The organism is uncultured Methanobrevibacter sp. (assembly GCF_902774605.1).
Classification (GTDB): Archaea; Methanobacteriota; Methanobacteria; order Methanobacteriales; family Methanobacteriaceae; genus Methanocatella.
In genome coordinates this window covers 1-14,519 of the sequence record NZ_CACYJE010000008.1, presented here as the reverse complement: position 1 = coordinate 14,519, position 14,519 = coordinate 1, and the positions used below count along the sequence as shown (strand labels likewise).

At 43.0% G+C, this 14,519-nt stretch carries 16 protein-coding genes and 1 pseudogene; 5 read left to right on the top strand and 12 right to left on the bottom strand.

What is annotated here, in order from left to right; all coding sequences use genetic code 11:
- Positions 1–2: 2 nt before the first annotated feature.
- A complete protein-coding gene (locus QZU77_RS03130) occupies positions 3–869 on the bottom strand; it encodes a hypothetical protein (RefSeq protein WP_295599894.1) in 867 nt (288 codons plus the stop codon).
- Between the two features lie 132 nt (positions 870–1,001).
- Here QZU77_RS03130 and twy1 point away from each other — a divergent pair, with 132 nt between their 5' ends.
- Positions 1,002–1,919, top strand: coding sequence for a 4-demethylwyosine synthase TYW1 (twy1, locus tag QZU77_RS03125; RefSeq protein ID WP_295599891.1), 918 nt, complete (start codon positions 1,002–1,004; stop codon positions 1,917–1,919).
- A 112-nt stretch (positions 1,920–2,031) separates the two neighbouring features.
- On the opposite strand, the gene sucC is transcribed toward twy1, so the two are convergent.
- From sucC to QZU77_RS03100, 5 genes and pseudogenes are all read right to left on the bottom strand, one after another.
- Complete coding sequence (gene sucC, locus QZU77_RS03120; protein ID WP_295599886.1) at positions 2,032–3,150, bottom strand: ADP-forming succinate--CoA ligase subunit beta; 1,119 nt, start codon at positions 3,148–3,150, stop codon at positions 2,032–2,034.
- Positions 3,151–3,162: 12 nt separating this feature from the next.
- Positions 3,163–3,711 (bottom strand): 2-oxoacid:ferredoxin oxidoreductase subunit gamma, encoded by a 549-nt coding sequence (locus QZU77_RS03115; RefSeq protein WP_295599883.1) that lies wholly within the window; start codon positions 3,709–3,711, stop codon positions 3,163–3,165.
- A gap of 9 nt (positions 3,712–3,720) precedes the next feature.
- A complete protein-coding gene (locus QZU77_RS03110; protein WP_295599880.1) occupies positions 3,721–4,584 on the bottom strand; it encodes a 2-oxoacid:ferredoxin oxidoreductase subunit beta in 864 nt (287 codons plus the stop codon).
- 1 nt (position 4,585) lies between these two features.
- The gene (locus QZU77_RS03105; RefSeq protein WP_295599877.1) at positions 4,586–5,716 is read right to left on the bottom strand and encodes a 2-oxoacid:acceptor oxidoreductase subunit alpha; all 1,131 of its coding nucleotides are present in this window, start codon (positions 5,714–5,716) and stop codon (positions 4,586–4,588) included.
- Between the two features lie 84 nt (positions 5,717–5,800).
- Positions 5,801–5,992: pseudogene (locus QZU77_RS03100) on the bottom strand (ferredoxin family protein); the annotation flags it as partial.
- Between the two features lie 136 nt (positions 5,993–6,128).
- On the opposite strand from QZU77_RS03100, the gene QZU77_RS03095 reads away from it, so the two are divergent.
- Positions 6,129–6,620 carry a fumarate hydratase C-terminal domain-containing protein gene (locus tag QZU77_RS03095; RefSeq protein WP_295599871.1) on the top strand — a complete coding sequence of 164 codons (492 nt, stop codon included), beginning with the start codon at positions 6,129–6,131 and terminating at the stop codon, positions 6,618–6,620.
- On the opposite strand, the gene QZU77_RS03090 is transcribed toward QZU77_RS03095, so the two are convergent.
- Together QZU77_RS03090 and QZU77_RS03085 are read right to left on the bottom strand one after the other, a co-directional pair.
- Positions 6,617–7,189 (bottom strand): sugar O-acetyltransferase, encoded by a 573-nt coding sequence (locus tag QZU77_RS03090; protein ID WP_295599868.1) that lies wholly within the window; start codon positions 7,187–7,189, stop codon positions 6,617–6,619. The genes QZU77_RS03095 and QZU77_RS03090 overlap by 4 nt on opposite strands.
- A 96-nt stretch (positions 7,190–7,285) precedes the next feature.
- Positions 7,286–8,023, bottom strand: a complete 738-nt coding sequence (locus QZU77_RS03085) for a peptidylprolyl isomerase (protein ID WP_295599865.1) — start codon at positions 8,021–8,023, stop codon at positions 7,286–7,288.
- Positions 8,024–8,235: 212 nt separating this feature from the next.
- Here QZU77_RS03085 and QZU77_RS03080 point away from each other — a divergent pair, with 212 nt between their 5' ends.
- Positions 8,236–9,330 carry a DUF763 domain-containing protein gene (locus QZU77_RS03080; protein ID WP_295599862.1) on the top strand — a complete coding sequence of 365 codons (1,095 nt, stop codon included), beginning with the start codon at positions 8,236–8,238 and terminating at the stop codon, positions 9,328–9,330.
- Here QZU77_RS03080 and QZU77_RS03075 read toward each other — a convergent pair.
- The 3 genes from QZU77_RS03075 to QZU77_RS03065 form a co-directional block, all read right to left on the bottom strand.
- The gene (locus QZU77_RS03075; RefSeq protein WP_295599859.1) at positions 9,327–9,866 is read right to left on the bottom strand and encodes a tRNA (cytidine(56)-2'-O)-methyltransferase; all 540 of its coding nucleotides are present in this window, start codon (positions 9,864–9,866) and stop codon (positions 9,327–9,329) included. The genes QZU77_RS03080 and QZU77_RS03075 overlap by 4 nt on opposite strands.
- A gap of 209 nt (positions 9,867–10,075) precedes the next feature.
- Positions 10,076–10,858, bottom strand: coding sequence for an adenosylcobinamide-GDP ribazoletransferase (cobS, locus tag QZU77_RS03070; RefSeq protein ID WP_295599856.1), 783 nt, complete (start codon positions 10,856–10,858; stop codon positions 10,076–10,078).
- Positions 10,859–10,861: 3 nt separating this feature from the next.
- Positions 10,862–11,935, bottom strand: coding sequence for a phosphatidylglycerophosphatase (locus tag QZU77_RS03065; RefSeq protein ID WP_295599853.1), 1,074 nt, complete (start codon positions 11,933–11,935; stop codon positions 10,862–10,864).
- A gap of 62 nt (positions 11,936–11,997) precedes the next feature.
- Here QZU77_RS03065 and larC point away from each other — a divergent pair, with 62 nt between their 5' ends.
- Together larC and queC are read left to right on the top strand one after the other, a co-directional pair.
- Complete coding sequence (gene larC / locus QZU77_RS03060; RefSeq protein WP_295599850.1) at positions 11,998–13,167, top strand: nickel pincer cofactor biosynthesis protein LarC; 1,170 nt, start codon at positions 11,998–12,000, stop codon at positions 13,165–13,167.
- Complete coding sequence (gene queC, locus QZU77_RS03055) at positions 13,164–13,817, top strand: 7-cyano-7-deazaguanine synthase QueC (protein WP_295599847.1); 654 nt, start codon at positions 13,164–13,166, stop codon at positions 13,815–13,817. The genes larC and queC overlap by 4 nt, the downstream gene beginning before the upstream one ends.
- 1 nt (position 13,818) lies before the next feature.
- On the opposite strand, the gene QZU77_RS03050 is transcribed toward queC, so the two are convergent.
- Positions 13,819–14,430, bottom strand: coding sequence for a vWA domain-containing protein (locus QZU77_RS03050; RefSeq protein ID WP_295599844.1), 612 nt, complete (start codon positions 14,428–14,430; stop codon positions 13,819–13,821).
- Positions 14,431–14,519 lie beyond the last annotated feature (89 nt).

The following is a 14,519-nucleotide window of genomic DNA, read 5'->3' as shown; positions in this document are numbered from 1 at the left end:
CATTACCTCTTTATGAGTTTTATGAATTTCAATCCTTTTTCCTCATATGTGTTTTCCCTGTTGGCGATTTCTATCATTTGTCCTAGTGTTTCTGGTGTTTCCATGCTTGAGAAAAAATTCAGTTCCTGTTTAAATAATTGGTTCAAAGTAATATTTAATTCCCTTATATTGTCGAATCTGATGAAGCCGTCCTGGTGGCTTCTCTTTCGGGTGTTGCCGTGATTCAATGGGAAGGGGTTCAGTGACCAGAAGCCCTGGATTATTCCGGCTTGCTTTAGGTAATCGGCCTTTTTGCAGAATCCGTTGGACAATGGCGCGTTTCCAAGGATTATCAATGGTATTCTTGAGGACTTGAAGCTTGACACCCTGATGTCTATGCATTTTCCTATTGCCTTTAGGACAGAATCGGAGCGTGTGAAGCTTGGCCTTCCCTGGTGTGTACGGTAGTCTCCGATTTCCCGGATGTGTCCTGTTGACTCATCGTATTGCCAGTTCCATACAAGAGACATTTTAACCTCAAATATGAGCTTCACCTCTTCGGGCATGAGGACCTTCTTTCCCCTGGTGGCGATGGCTATGTCGGCCGGAGACTTGTGGGTTATTCCGATTGCCGGGATTTGCGCCTGCTGTATTACATGAAGTCCCGTATCCTCGAGAATGTGCTTGAGAAGGTCGTTGACCCATTTTTCCGTGTAGTTTCCTATGAGTGAGTTTCTTGCCTGCAGCGTGGTTTTGGCCCCGTCGTATCCTTTCGGCCAGTAGGCGACATACCTTCCGTCATCGGTGCGGTAGAAGAGCTGCTGGTGTGTTGCGAAATTTCTTGATTTGTCAAAGAATAATTTTTCCTGTTTTTTGCTCCATAATCTCATACTAAATACTATTATTATTAAACATATAAATATATTTTAGAATTTATTATAACAATTTGTTCAACAAAAAGCAATATTGCTTTTGGTGTGTAAAAATTATATAGTACAAAAACTAAAAATAACTTTGATTTCATGTCATTCAATAAAAACCAAATAGAAAAACTAGAGAAAAGTGGATACAGATTCGTCGGAACACACGGCCATGCAGCAGTGAAAACCTGCCACTGGACCCGTCATAGCATCGTGGACAAGGGAGTCTGCTATAAGGAAAAATTCTACGGCATCCAGTCACACAGGTGCCTGCAGATGTCTCCAGCGGTGCCGAACTGCCAGCAGGAATGCGAGTTCTGCTGGAGGGACCTGACATACACCCAAACCAGCTGGGAGGATGAGGAATATGATGACCCAAAAACCATTGTCGACGAAGCGATAAAGGCGCAGAACAACCTATTATGCGGTTATTATGGAAATGACAAGGCAAACAGGAAAAAACTTGAGGAGATGAGCCGGCCGACCAATGCGGCAATATCCCTTGCCGGGGAGCCTACGCTATACCCGAAAATCGATGAGCTCATCGGCGAGTTCAACCGTCGTGACTTCACCACATTTGTCGTGAGCAACGGCCAGTGCGTCGACAGGTTGAGAAATCTGGAAAACGATCCCTACCAACTGTACCTCTCCTTGGATGCACCTTCAAAGAAAATATTCGATGCCGTCTGCAGACCAAGAATAAATGATGCTTGGAGCAATTTAAACGAATCACTTGAAACATTATCCAGTTTCAACTCACGCACATGCATACGAAACACATGCGTCAAGGGGAAAAACATGGAAAACCCTGAGGGATACGCCAAGCTAATCAAAAAGGCGGACCCTGACTATGTCGAGGTCAAGGCATACATGTGCGTAGGCTCATCACGCGAACGCCTGACACTTGACAACATGCCAACATTCAATGAGGTCAAGGATTTCGCACAGCAAATCGGGGATGCATGCGGAAAAGAAATAGTAAACGAATCCGAAATAAGTCGAGTTGTCCTGCTCGAATAATACTTTTTTTAAAAAATAGTTAACCCTCAAAAGGAATGTAGGATAATCTAATCCCGTTAAAGATTAGATTTATTGATTCCTTCAAGAGATTCATCTAAATTAGCAAATAGGTTTATTTGCCTTCGGCTTTTAATTCTTCACAAAGTTCGACAGCCTTTTTAGCGGCCTTTTCCATGGAGGTCTCGAACGGAATGCCCGCTTCCTCAAGAAGCCTTTGGCCTTCCTCCTCATTGGTACCGGTCAATCTGATGACAATATGGACCTTGCGTTCAGCCTGCTGCAATGCCTTGATTACTCCACGGGCAACATCATCAGCCTTAGTGATACCTCCCAAAACGTTCAGGAACACCACTTTAACAGGATCATAGTTTAAAACAATGTTCAAGGCCTGATTGATGATTTGCTCTGATGCTCCACCACCGATATCCAGGAAAGTTGCCGGCTCGCCGCCGTTCAACTTAATCATGTCCATAGCGGTCAGGGTCAATCCTGCACCGTTACCGATAACGGCAATGTCACCATCCAACTGAACGAAGTCAACGGCCTTTTTCTTATAGTGCATTCTTTCAACAAGCTCCTGATGCCTGTATAGTGAATCATTTTCAACGACCATCTTTGCGTCAGCCGCAATCAGACCGTTAGGGGTCAATACCAATGGGTTGATTTCAGCGGTGTCTGCGTCATACTTGGTGAACACCTTGTACAGTTTCCAGATTATGTCACCCATAGGTGAGATCAATTCGGATGGAACGCCCATCTTGCGTGCGATTTCACGTGCCTCATATGGCAGGAATTCAATCAATGGGTTTGGATAGTACTTGATGATTTTTTCAGGATTGGTCTTTGCGAGGTTTTCGATTTCTATACCTCCTTCCTTACTTGCAAGGATAACAGGCCTTCTAGCTCCCCTGTCAACGGATACGGTTACGAAAAACTCGTTTAGGATTTCAGCTTTCTTCTCGATTAAAAGATGCTTTACCTTTTCACCCTTAATCTCCATTCCAAGAATTTCTTCAGATACTTTTAAGGCTTCACCAGGGTTGTTGGCGAATTTAACACCACCAGCCTTACCTCTTCCACCGGTCAGCACTTGTGCCTTGATAACTACTGGAACATCCATTTCTGAAGAGATTGTCATTGCCTCTTCCGGAGAGTATGCAACGTGACCTTCGAGAATTGGAATTCCCTCATCATTAAAAATTTGTTTTGCTACATTTTCGAAAAATCTCATTATAACACCCTTCTATTCAACCAAAGCATATCCCGCTTCAAAAGCGCTAATGTTTTTCTTTTCGGTTCCTGCCGGAACACTTGCTTCAATAGCTTTCATTGCAGCTTCCTTGGATATGACTCCGGTTATTTTTGTAATTGCTCCAACCATGACAATATTGGCCACTATCTTAAGTCCAATCTCATCGGTGGCTGTTTTGGTTGCAGCAGCCTTGTAAACTTTAATGTTATGCTCGTCGATGAACTCGCGAACATCTTCAACATCGGTTGTGTCAGGATCAACGATTAAAGTACCATTATCCTTCAAATCCACTATGTATTTGATTAATGCTTCATTTGACATTGCCACTAAAATATCAGGATTTTGAACCTTAGGATAATCGACTTCAGTGTCGCTTATAACAACTTCACATTTGGAAGCTCCTCCACGAGCTTCAGGACCATAGGATTGGGTCTGGACAGCTTCCTTATTGTCGAAAAGACTTGCAGACTTGCCTAAGATGATTCCTGCAAGAATCACACCTTGACCGCCGAACCCACATATTCTAATTTCAGTTCTCATATTATCCACCTAAAATTCTGTTTCATATGCAGAATTGATAAGAGTTTTCTTACCTGATTTTTCCACACTGATCTTGTCTATATTGTCAGTAAATTCGTCCTTAGTGTAGTTTGCAAACTCGCCCACTACAATCTTGCCTTCCAAGTCCCTTGCGCGCATATTGTCTGCTGCGGATTTGAACACTGTATTCGCCTTCATGACTGCAGCCATTGCGGTCGGGGTTTTGAGCCTGTTTTTACGGCCGAAGTATGTTGGGCATTGGGTTGCAACTTCGATGAATGAGAAACCAGGGTTTTTTAATCCGTCCTTTATGGAGGTTACCAGGTTTTCAATCTGCACTGTAGTCCATCTTGCGGAGTATGTTGCGCCTGCAGCTGCAACGAGCTCGGCCAACTTGAACGGCGCGTCCTGATTTCCGTATGGTGCGGTTGTTCCGAAACTGCCCTTAGGGGATGTCGGACTGATCTGGCCGCCGGTCATTCCGTAAATGTTGTTGTTGATACAGATTACAGTAAGGTTGATGTTTCTTCTTGCCGCATGAATCAAATGGTTACCTCCGATGGATGCCGCATCACCGTCTCCTGTGAACACCACAACGTCCAAGTCCTTGTTGGCGGTTTTCAATCCGGTTGCGAAACTCAAAGCCCTTCCGTGTGTGGTGTGCAGGGAATCGCATTTCAGGTATCCTGGAATCCTTGAAGAACATCCGATTCCTGAAACCATCGCAATATTGTCAAAGTCCATTTCAGCCTTTTCCATTGCGGCCAGAAATGCATTGATGATTGCTCCGTTTCCACATCCCGGACAGAAGATATGAGGCAATCTGTCTTCCCTCAAGTATGGGAGAAACCTGTTTTGTTTATGTTCTGACATTCTATTTACCTCCTATTCTTGCAATTGCATCCAATATCTCATCAGGAGTCGGCAGCAATCCTCCAATAACTCCCATCAAGTGAACGTTGGCCTGCCTTCTAAGGACACGGTCGACCTCATAGTACATTTGACCGAGGTTCATTTCAACCACGAGTATGTCGCTTGCGTTTTTGGTTATTTCCTTCAATTGCTCATCTGGGAATGGCCATGGAGTGTCGATTTTAACGTAACCAACCTTTTGACCGTTCGCCCTTGCCTTTCTGACAGCTTCTGTGGCTGACCTTACAGGGGCACCGTATGAAACTATGATAATGTCTGCGTCTTCACATTCTTCACTTCTCACTGAGCAGATTTTATCCTTATTATTTAATACTTTATCACAGATTCTTTGTATGAGCTTATCATGAGTTTCAGGATTATTGGTGTCAGGGTATCCCCTTTCATCGTGAGTGAGTCCGGTCACGTGTATGTTGAATCCGTCGCCGAATGCCGGCATCGGGGTTGTTCCGTTTTCAACATTCTCAAACGGCAGGTAGTCATCTGTTTTTTCAGGTCTTTTTCTTGGAACGATTTCAATATCGTCATCCACCACTATCTTTTCCCTCATGTGGCCTATGACCTCATCGGCCATGACGAATACCGGGCACCTGTATTCCTCTGCGAGGTTGAATGCCCTGATTGTGAAATCAAAGAATTCCTGAACGCTTGATGGTGACAATGCGATTGGCTCGTAGTCACCGTGTGATCCCCAGCGTGCCTGCATCATGTCCCCCTGTGCGACCATTGTCGGTTGTGCTGTGGATGGTGAGCCTCTTTGAACATCAACTATAACGATTGGAGTTTCTGTCATGAATGCATAGCCTATGTTTTCCTGCATCAGTGAAATACCCGGTCCGGATGTTGCAGTCATTGATTTGGCTCCTCCCCATGATCCTCCAATGATTGCTCCTGCGGATGCGATTTCATCTTCCATCTGGATAAATGACCCTCCGACTTTTGGCAAGTCACGAGCCAAGGTTTCCGCCACTTCAGTTGATGGAGTGATAGGATAGCCTGCAAAGAATCTGCATCCTGCAGTTATTGCTCCTTTAGCGCATGCTTCGTTTCCTTGAATAAAAAATTCTTCAGCCATGTTATACACCTACTTTTTCCCCTTTGTGAAATTAGGATTGAAATTCATCTCATTGTCATCGCTCATCCACCAGTTTTCAGGCAGGTCCACTGTGATTGCCTGGTCTGGGCATGCAATTTCACAGGTACCGCATTTTGTGCATCTGTCTTCAAAGTTGACATATGGTAATTGCACTCCTTTCTTGTTTACATCAGGAGATATTGCATATACGTTTTTATAACACATGAATAAGCAAAGATGACATCCTTTACATAGTTCTTCGTCAATAATAATCAATTTAAAATCTCCTCATAAATTCTATGATAAATAAATCTAGAATGTATTATATTTATGTTAATAAACATTTAAATATCTTATGCGAAATCGTGAAAAAATTAAAAATTTATTAAAAATTAAAAATAAAATAATAATCATGTTAAACTTGACTACACCAATAAGCGACGAGGACATCTCCATGCTTAAGGTCGGCGACAAGATTACAATTTCAGGAACCATCTACACCGGCCGTGACGCTGCACTACCACAGCTGGTTAAACTCCTTGAAGAAGACAGAGTGCCTTTTGAGTTAAAGGGCACTGTTATAATGCACACCGCATTCAGCGAGGCAGGAATTGCTCCGACAACAAGCAGCAAAGTCGAGATTGAATCCTCCATCAAGCCGTTAAGCGAAAAAGGGGTTAAAATACACATCGGCAAAGGGATGCTCAGCGATGAAACGGTTGATGATTTGAATGAGAGCAACTCCATATTTGTGATAACCCCACCTGTGGCGGCATTATTGACCAGCAAGGTTCAAGAGAGAAAATGTGTCCTTTTTGAAAATGAGGGAATGGAAGCAATGTTTGAACTGAAAGTTCATGAAATCCCCGGAATTGTTGCAATAAAAGATGGTGAAAGGATTTAAAGCTTGATATCCCTGATGTATCTTGCAGGAACGCCCGCAACAATAGTGTTTTCCTTCACATCTTTAGTAACCACTGCACCTGCTCCGACAATGGCATTGTCCCCGATTGTAACGCCTGGAGTCACTGTAACATTGGATCCTATCCAAACGTCATTGCCTATTCTGATTGGCGCAGGTATTAAATTTCCTCTTTTTTCCGGATCCTCATTATGGTTCAATGTTGCAAGAACGACATTATGGCCGATCAGCACGTTATCGCCAATGTATATTCCACCCTGGTCCTGGAACCGGCATCCTGAGTTTATGAACACGTTTCGTCCAAGGTGAATGTTTTTTCCGAAGTCTGTTGTGAACGGCGGGAAAAGCCTGAAATCATCACTGACATCTTCACCGATTAATTTTGAGAAGAGTTCGCGCATCTCATCGAAATCATGATAACTGTAGTTTATCTCGCAGGTGATCCTTTGAGCCTCTTGAGAATAATAATTGCAGGCCAGTGCAGCATCCTCATCCATCACCAGCTCCTTGCCTTCATTGAATATTTTTAAAAGTTCATCTAATTCCATCATGGGTAGAATTATGTTAAAAATAGTATATAAAATGATGTTTAATTAATAAAAAAAAGAGTTGAAAAGAGTTATTTTATTATAACTCCTTGATTTTACTTATTCTTCAGCTTCTTCTTCGTCTTCAGCTTCTTCGTTTTTCTCGAATGCGTCTACAAAGTTGACTTTGGTGATTTCGTCAATGTTGTCCCAAATGTCTTTAGCTATTCTGAATCTTGCGAAGGTAATGTCCATGTAGGATTGTTGGTCGAATTTAGCCATATCATCTAATTTGATGTTTGCTACACCGTCTTCGATTGTGATTTCGGTCTTGTCGATGTCAACGTTAGGGTTGGAGTAGTGCAATTCGATCATGCTTTTGATTTTTTCTTCTTCGTCTTCGATTACTTCACATACTTCAACATCGTAGATTAAGTCTTTTCCTGCTAATTCATGGTTGAAATCAACTTTTACTCTTCCGCCGTTTACGGTTAAGATTTTACCGGTTGCGCCTTCGGATTGGATTTTCATACCTGGGTATGGAGTCATTCCTTGTTTTTTGAATTCTTTCATTGGCACTAATTGGATTAATGAAGGGTCTCTTTGACCGAAACCTTTTTCGGAATCCACTTCGATGGTTTTTTTATCTCCAGCTTCTAATCCTATGATTTCTTCTTCGATAGCTGGTAATAAGTGGTTTCCTCCTACAACGATTGGGATTGGTTTGTAGGTTTTGTTTTCTTCGTAGATGCCTGCTTCTTGTGCAACTTCATCGTAAGTGGTGTCAAATACGTCATCAGTTTCTTTTATTTTACCAGTAAAGTTTACTCTTACAAAATCTCCGTTATCTATAGCCATAAAAATTACGCTCCTTAATAATTTTGATTAAATAATTTGTTAATAAATATAACATATAAAGTTTTAGTAACCATTACTTATTAAAGTTTTGTTTATGGGGACTTTCATGTCGAAAATATTTGATATTAAAAAAAATTAAATTCTTAATAATAATAGTCATCACACGCTCTTGGTAAAAAGGCTAATATCCATTAATCATATAAATAGTATTCATGAAAAGAAGAGGAGCCGTCAACCTGCCACTGCATGGGGGCCAACCTCCAAGCTGGCTGTTTTCAAGAATGGTCAAATTATCCGGAGCATTGGCATCAGTAATCATTGAAGAGTACAGTCTAAACGAATTTCTGAACCGAATCTCCAATCCATACTGGTTCCAGGCATTCTCCTGTGTACTGGGCTTTGACTGGCACTCCTCCGGAACAACCACCACCACACTGGGAGCCCTCAAGGCATCACTATCGCCCGAAGAGCATGGAATATACCTGACCGGGGGCAAGGGTGCCAAGTCACGCAAAACCCCAATGGGAATTGAGCATGCAGGTGAAGTGTTCAATCTAAAGACAAAAACCACTGAGAAGCTGATTGAGACAAGTAGACTGTCCGCTAAAATCGACAATTCCTGCATTCAGGACGGCTACACATTATACCAGCACAACTTCTTCATAACCGAAAAAGGAGACTGGGCGGTTGTGCAGCAGGGCCTCAACACTGAAAACAAGTACGCAAGAAGATACCATTGGCTGGGGTCTGAAGTGGATGACCTTCTAAACGACCCCCACAGCGGAATATCCTGCGACATGACGACCCCCAATACCCTGAACATGCCATCTGAGGAAAGCAAGGAAGCGCAGAAAATCAGCGTGGATTTGATTAATGACAATCCCACCCATTTAAGACAATACTTCAAAAGAAAGGACAATCAGCTGCTGCTGGATGACTTCACTTTGCCGCCCCACCATCCAGTACTAGATATGGACATCAGCGACAAGGAGTTTGAAGTCCTGACAAAGGCCTATGAGATACAGCCTGAAAACTATGAGGAGCTGATTCTCCTTCAGGGCATCGGCCCCAAGAAAATAAGGGCATTGGCATTGATATCCGATCTGGTTTACGGTGAACCTGCAAGCTGGAAGGACCCTGTCAAGTACAGTTTCACCCACGGTGGCAAGGACGGTTTTCCTTATCCTGTTGACCGTGAGGTTTATGACAATTCGATTGAAACCATTCGCGACGCTTTGGAAATGGCTCGAATAAAAAAAGATGATAAGTTAAAAGCCATTAAAAGACTTGATGACTTCATATCCTAACGGTTCTCATCATGGATGTTGACGGTTTTTCCATGAGCGGTCGGTATCACTTCAAGCACGGGGTTTTCGAATTCCAACTCGAATTCCTTGCCGTCCATCAGCAGGTGCTGGAATACCGCCAATGAGGACACTTCTGAGTGAGGCTGTGTTGTCACTGACACGTTCCAGTCGGCTGCCTTGTAGATTTTGCCCGGAACCTTGGATCCTCCGACGATTATTAGAATGTCTGAACCGTCCTCGCGCACTTCAGGTGCGATTTCATGTGCCTGTGACCCGTACATGGTCAGGTGAACCACTTTTCCGCCATCTGCCTTCCACTTGTTGATTACGCCCATTGCGCTTTCAGTGTACTCTATCTCGAAATTGCCTCCGAATCTTGACGATGTGTCGCGCACATTATCCATCAATCCGTTATCGCGTTCGCCGGCAAGGTATATTTTGCTTGCTCCGAATGCTCTTGCGGTCAGGCATACATGGGTGGTGATACGGGTGTCCCTTTTCAATCTGTGGTCTAGTCTTAAAACATTTACTTTCATATTATCATTTTACTATTAAATCTTGGAATATTTAAATTTGATGAGAAAAAACCACCGGAAATTGAAGGAGGTGATACCATCATTCATGGTAAATCAAATATATAAATGCATGCATGGCGGTTTTCTCTCACAACACCATGTTTAACGCTAATAGTATTTAAAACAATGCATCAGGCGACTGCAATATTGCTTTTGACTTATTAAAATGATTAAATGAAGTATAGCGCTACAGCCATGAACAGCAATGACAGCAATCGTCCAACCTCATTGCTCATTCCAAGAACATCCCCGTTGGCAAGGACGAAATTGCGCTTGGCGATATGGGCTATTATGATTCCTGAAACTATTGCACCAAGAACTCCGCAGATTCCAACGAATCCTCCAAGAAGGTATGCGATGATGCCAACAACCACTGTTGATGCGAAATAATTAGGTATTTTCATCTCGTTTATGAAATAGCTGCCTATTCCCGGTGTCAATGGTTTTGACAGCAATGCTGTTGTTACAAGGGAGGTTTTTGCAGTCATTTCACAGATTATTATTCCAACTATGAAGTGATAATCAAGTATGTTATATATTCCGGCTATTGTGAGGCTTGCCACAAGGAACAATGTTGCCATTCCTCCGGCGCCCACGCTTGAATCCTTCATCACCATAATCTTGCGTTCAGGTTCTCCGTGAACCATGACACCGTCAGCCATGTCCATCACGCCGTCAAGGTGATTGTATCCAGTTATTATCATTAGAAACGCGTAAACGATTGCTGCTGTGAAAAATGAGTTCAAGTGCAGGAATTCAAGTGACACATAACCGCAGACGGCCGCCAAAATACCGATGAATATGTGCAGGAACGGCCATGCCCATGTAAGCTTGGTCATGTACTCGATTGATGTGAATACATTGATCGGCAGTATTGTCGAGAATGTCAAAAGCCCTAAAAGCGAACGTGTAGGTGAGAATTCCTCATCTTCAAAGTAACTGTCATCTTCCATTGTCTATTCCTCTAATATTTTTGATACGCAACCTGCAATCAAGCCTGCGAACGCTTCGCTGAGCATTGGCGGCAGGCCAAATATTATTCCAGGTTTTAATTCATCATACTTGTTGAAATTGAATATCGCCTTAGTTCCGGCTATCTGATTTGCAACTGCCATCCCCAAAGCCTTGGCACTTGTGAACTGGGTTGAGCCATCCCCATTGAATTCACGAACGGCATTGCAGGCCATGTCCTCACCCATCCTTAATGCCGACATGATGAGTGACGCCACATTGACGTCTGCCAAAGCGTTGAGTATTTCAGCTTCCATGCTGTCCTTCAGCTTTTGTGTCACGTCAACATCAGCAAGAATGTCCAATCCCGCCTCGACAAGGTCACCTATAAGGATTCCTTCAGCCACCAGGTAATCAAGAATGCCGAATGTCAGATTCATCTTGTCGAATGCGTCTTCAATGCTTATCTCAATCGCTTCGCCGATTCTTGTTTTCAGCTCTTCAAAATCAATATCATCAAACTCCGAATTGTTAATGTCCAATGATTCATCATCGCTTTCAGGAATATTGGCCAGTACTGCCAGAAAATCATTAGTGTTAAGGATATTCCGGATATGCAGAGGCAGGCGCATGTCGGCGATTGCATTTGCTTTTGTGGATGATATCAGCTTGAATATTTTAAGCAAATCCCCTGGCGAGATTGCCTTGTCGATGCAGACCACATGACTTATGCTGATTCTGGCGTCAACAAATCCCTTAGGGGAGTTTGCAACAAGGAGCTTGTCTGTGAACTGCTCGAGAACAACGTCATTGTTCATGAATGTGAAAATTGTCAAATCATCATATGCATTGGCGAAATAATCAAGGCTCGAGGTTGCCTGTGCAATGTATGAGCCTTGAGACTGGTTGAATGTCTCGGCCCTTTTAGCGGTTGCGTTGAATTCATCCTTGGCGTTTATGACATTGACGTTTTCAACAATGTCGATTCCATCGCTTACGGTGAAATCGCTGAACGCCAGGAAATGATTCGCATTATTGATGCAAATGCCATAATCCTTCTCGATGATATTTAATTTCATGTGATAATATATATTAATTATTTAATTTAAACTTATATTATAATACAATAGGACTTATCATTATGACAATCATTATCGACCCGCAATCCAGCGGAATAGCCGGAAACATGTTAATAGGAGCATTTGTTGATTTGGGAGCAGATGCCAGCGAACTGAAGGAAGTCATGGAAAAATCAGCACATGATTTCGGGGAAGTTGAGGTGACATTCACCAAAGTGTCAAAGCATGGCATCGACTCCACATTCTGCCATGTTGAAATGCTGGAGCACAAGCATTCGGTTCACTTTAAGGATTTCATTTCAAAAATCAGGGAATTGGATTTGGATGAAAAGGTCATCGACACAGCCTGTAAAATATTTGAAAGGATAGCTGTGGCTGAAAGCCGGGTTCACGGCAAAAGCCTTGAAGAGGTTCATTTCCATGAGGTTGGTGCCAGCGATGCTGTCGCCGACGTGATAGGTTCTGTTTACGCATACTACAGTTTAGGATATGATTCACAGAAGATAATAGGGCTTCCTATAGCCGTCGGCGGAGGCAGGGTGAAGACAGCTCATGGAACAATACCCGTTCCCGCACCTGCAGTTGTTGAGATTTTAAAGGGTGCACTGATGCTTGGAGGTCCGGTGGACAGTGAGCTTGCAACGCCAACAGGCTCAGCCATATATATGGAATTGTGCGACGAAATCAAGGAATTCATTCCTTCAGTCAAACCGGCAAATGTGGGTTACGGTGCGGGTCGCAAGGACTTTGACCATCCGAATGTTTTAAGAATCATTGAAACCCTTGACATGAGCGAAAGCGACAGAATCGATGTCATTGAAACCAACCTTGACCATCTGACCGGCGAAGAAATCGGTTATCTGTTTGACGTGCTCTTGGATGCCGGAGCCAGTGACGTTTCTGTCACACCAATCATCATGAAGAAGAATCGTCAGGGAAGCCTTCTTAAGGTCATTTCCCGAAGGGACAATCGTGAAAGGATTATTGACACAATATTCAAGGAGACTGGCAGTTTAGGCATTAGGATTGCACCGAACATGCATCGAGGAATTGCCAAAAGGGAATTTGAAACCGTGACAGTTAATGTTGAGGGCAAGGATTATGATGTGACCTTCAAGATTGGATACGTCAACGGCAAGGTCATTTCAAGGCGTCCCGAGTTTGAGGATTTGAAAAAAATAGCTAAGGATACCGGTTTGGCTTTAAAGGACGTTAAGGAGTTGGTTGGATGAAAAAGGCGATAAGCATCTTTTCAGGCGGGCTTGACTGTACCGTAGCCACCAGCGTCTTTGACGATGAGTATGAGATTCATGCAATTACTTTCAATTATGGGCAAAAGGCATTCAGGCAGGAATTGAAGGCCTCAAGGAGAATCTGTGAGAAGATGGGTTGGAGCCATGAGGTGATTGACCTTCCCTGGCTTGCAGACATCAGCAATTCAAGCCTGAATACTGATGATGACATTCCTGAGATTTCCATTGATGATCTGGATGATTTGGATAAAGCCAGCGAGAGTGCCGGCAACGTTTGGGTTCCTGCAAGAAACACAGTCTTCACATCAATAGGCCTGGCCTATGCCGAAAGCATGGGGGCTGAAGCAATCATTGTTGGCTGGAATAATGAGGAGGGTGCGACATTTCCAGACAATTCCCGTGAGTTTCTCGATGAGTTCAATGAATTGGTGAGTGTCGGCTCGCCGGATAAAATTAGGATTGAAGCACCATGCATCAACTTGAATAAGGAGGAACTGGTTGAGTTGGGCGTTAAGGTTGGTGCTCCAATGAGGTTAAGCTATTCCTGTTATAAGGGAGAGGATGAACCCTGTGGCGTTTGTGAAAGCTGTGTGAGACGCAAAAGGGCTTTTGAAAAAGTTGGAATATGATTTAATCATATTTTTCCAGACTTTTCTTCCAGTTCGCGTCATCCAAATCCATGTCTTCTCTCATTGAATCCATTGCACAGTTTATTGACACATATGCATCTTCCACTCCTTCTTTTGACTTCATGTAGTTTGCGATGCGTGACCTTTTAAATCCGAATTTTGTGGCTTCCCCGTAGGAGTCTATGTCGGCTCCGATGTATATGAATTCCCAGCTGTGGTTTGATATCAGGTTTTTGATTTGCTGCTTTGTGTATTCATGGGATGCGTTCTCATATCCGTCGGTCATTATTACGACCAGTGTCTTGTTGTCTATTTCCTTGTCGAGAGTGTTTATTGTTTTTCCTATTGCGTCCAATAGTGCTGTTGTTCCCCTTACCCAGTATTCCTTTTCGGTCAATTCCCCTACTTCGTGAATTGGTTTTCTTTTGTAGAGGACTTCGTATTGGTCATCGAAGAGTATTGTTGTGACTCTGGTGTCCAGTTCTTTTTTAATCTCCTTTTGGATGAATGAGTTGAATCCTCCGATTGTGTCTTTTTGGGATCCCATCATTGATCCGCTGCGGTCCAATATGAATATCAAATCCATTTTTTCGTCTTTAGGTGCTGTTTTCATGTTTTTCACTTCCAAAAATGTGTTGGTTATTAAGTTGTGTTTAACTTACACACAATATATTAACCAAATGTGGATGGAGAAAGGAAAAA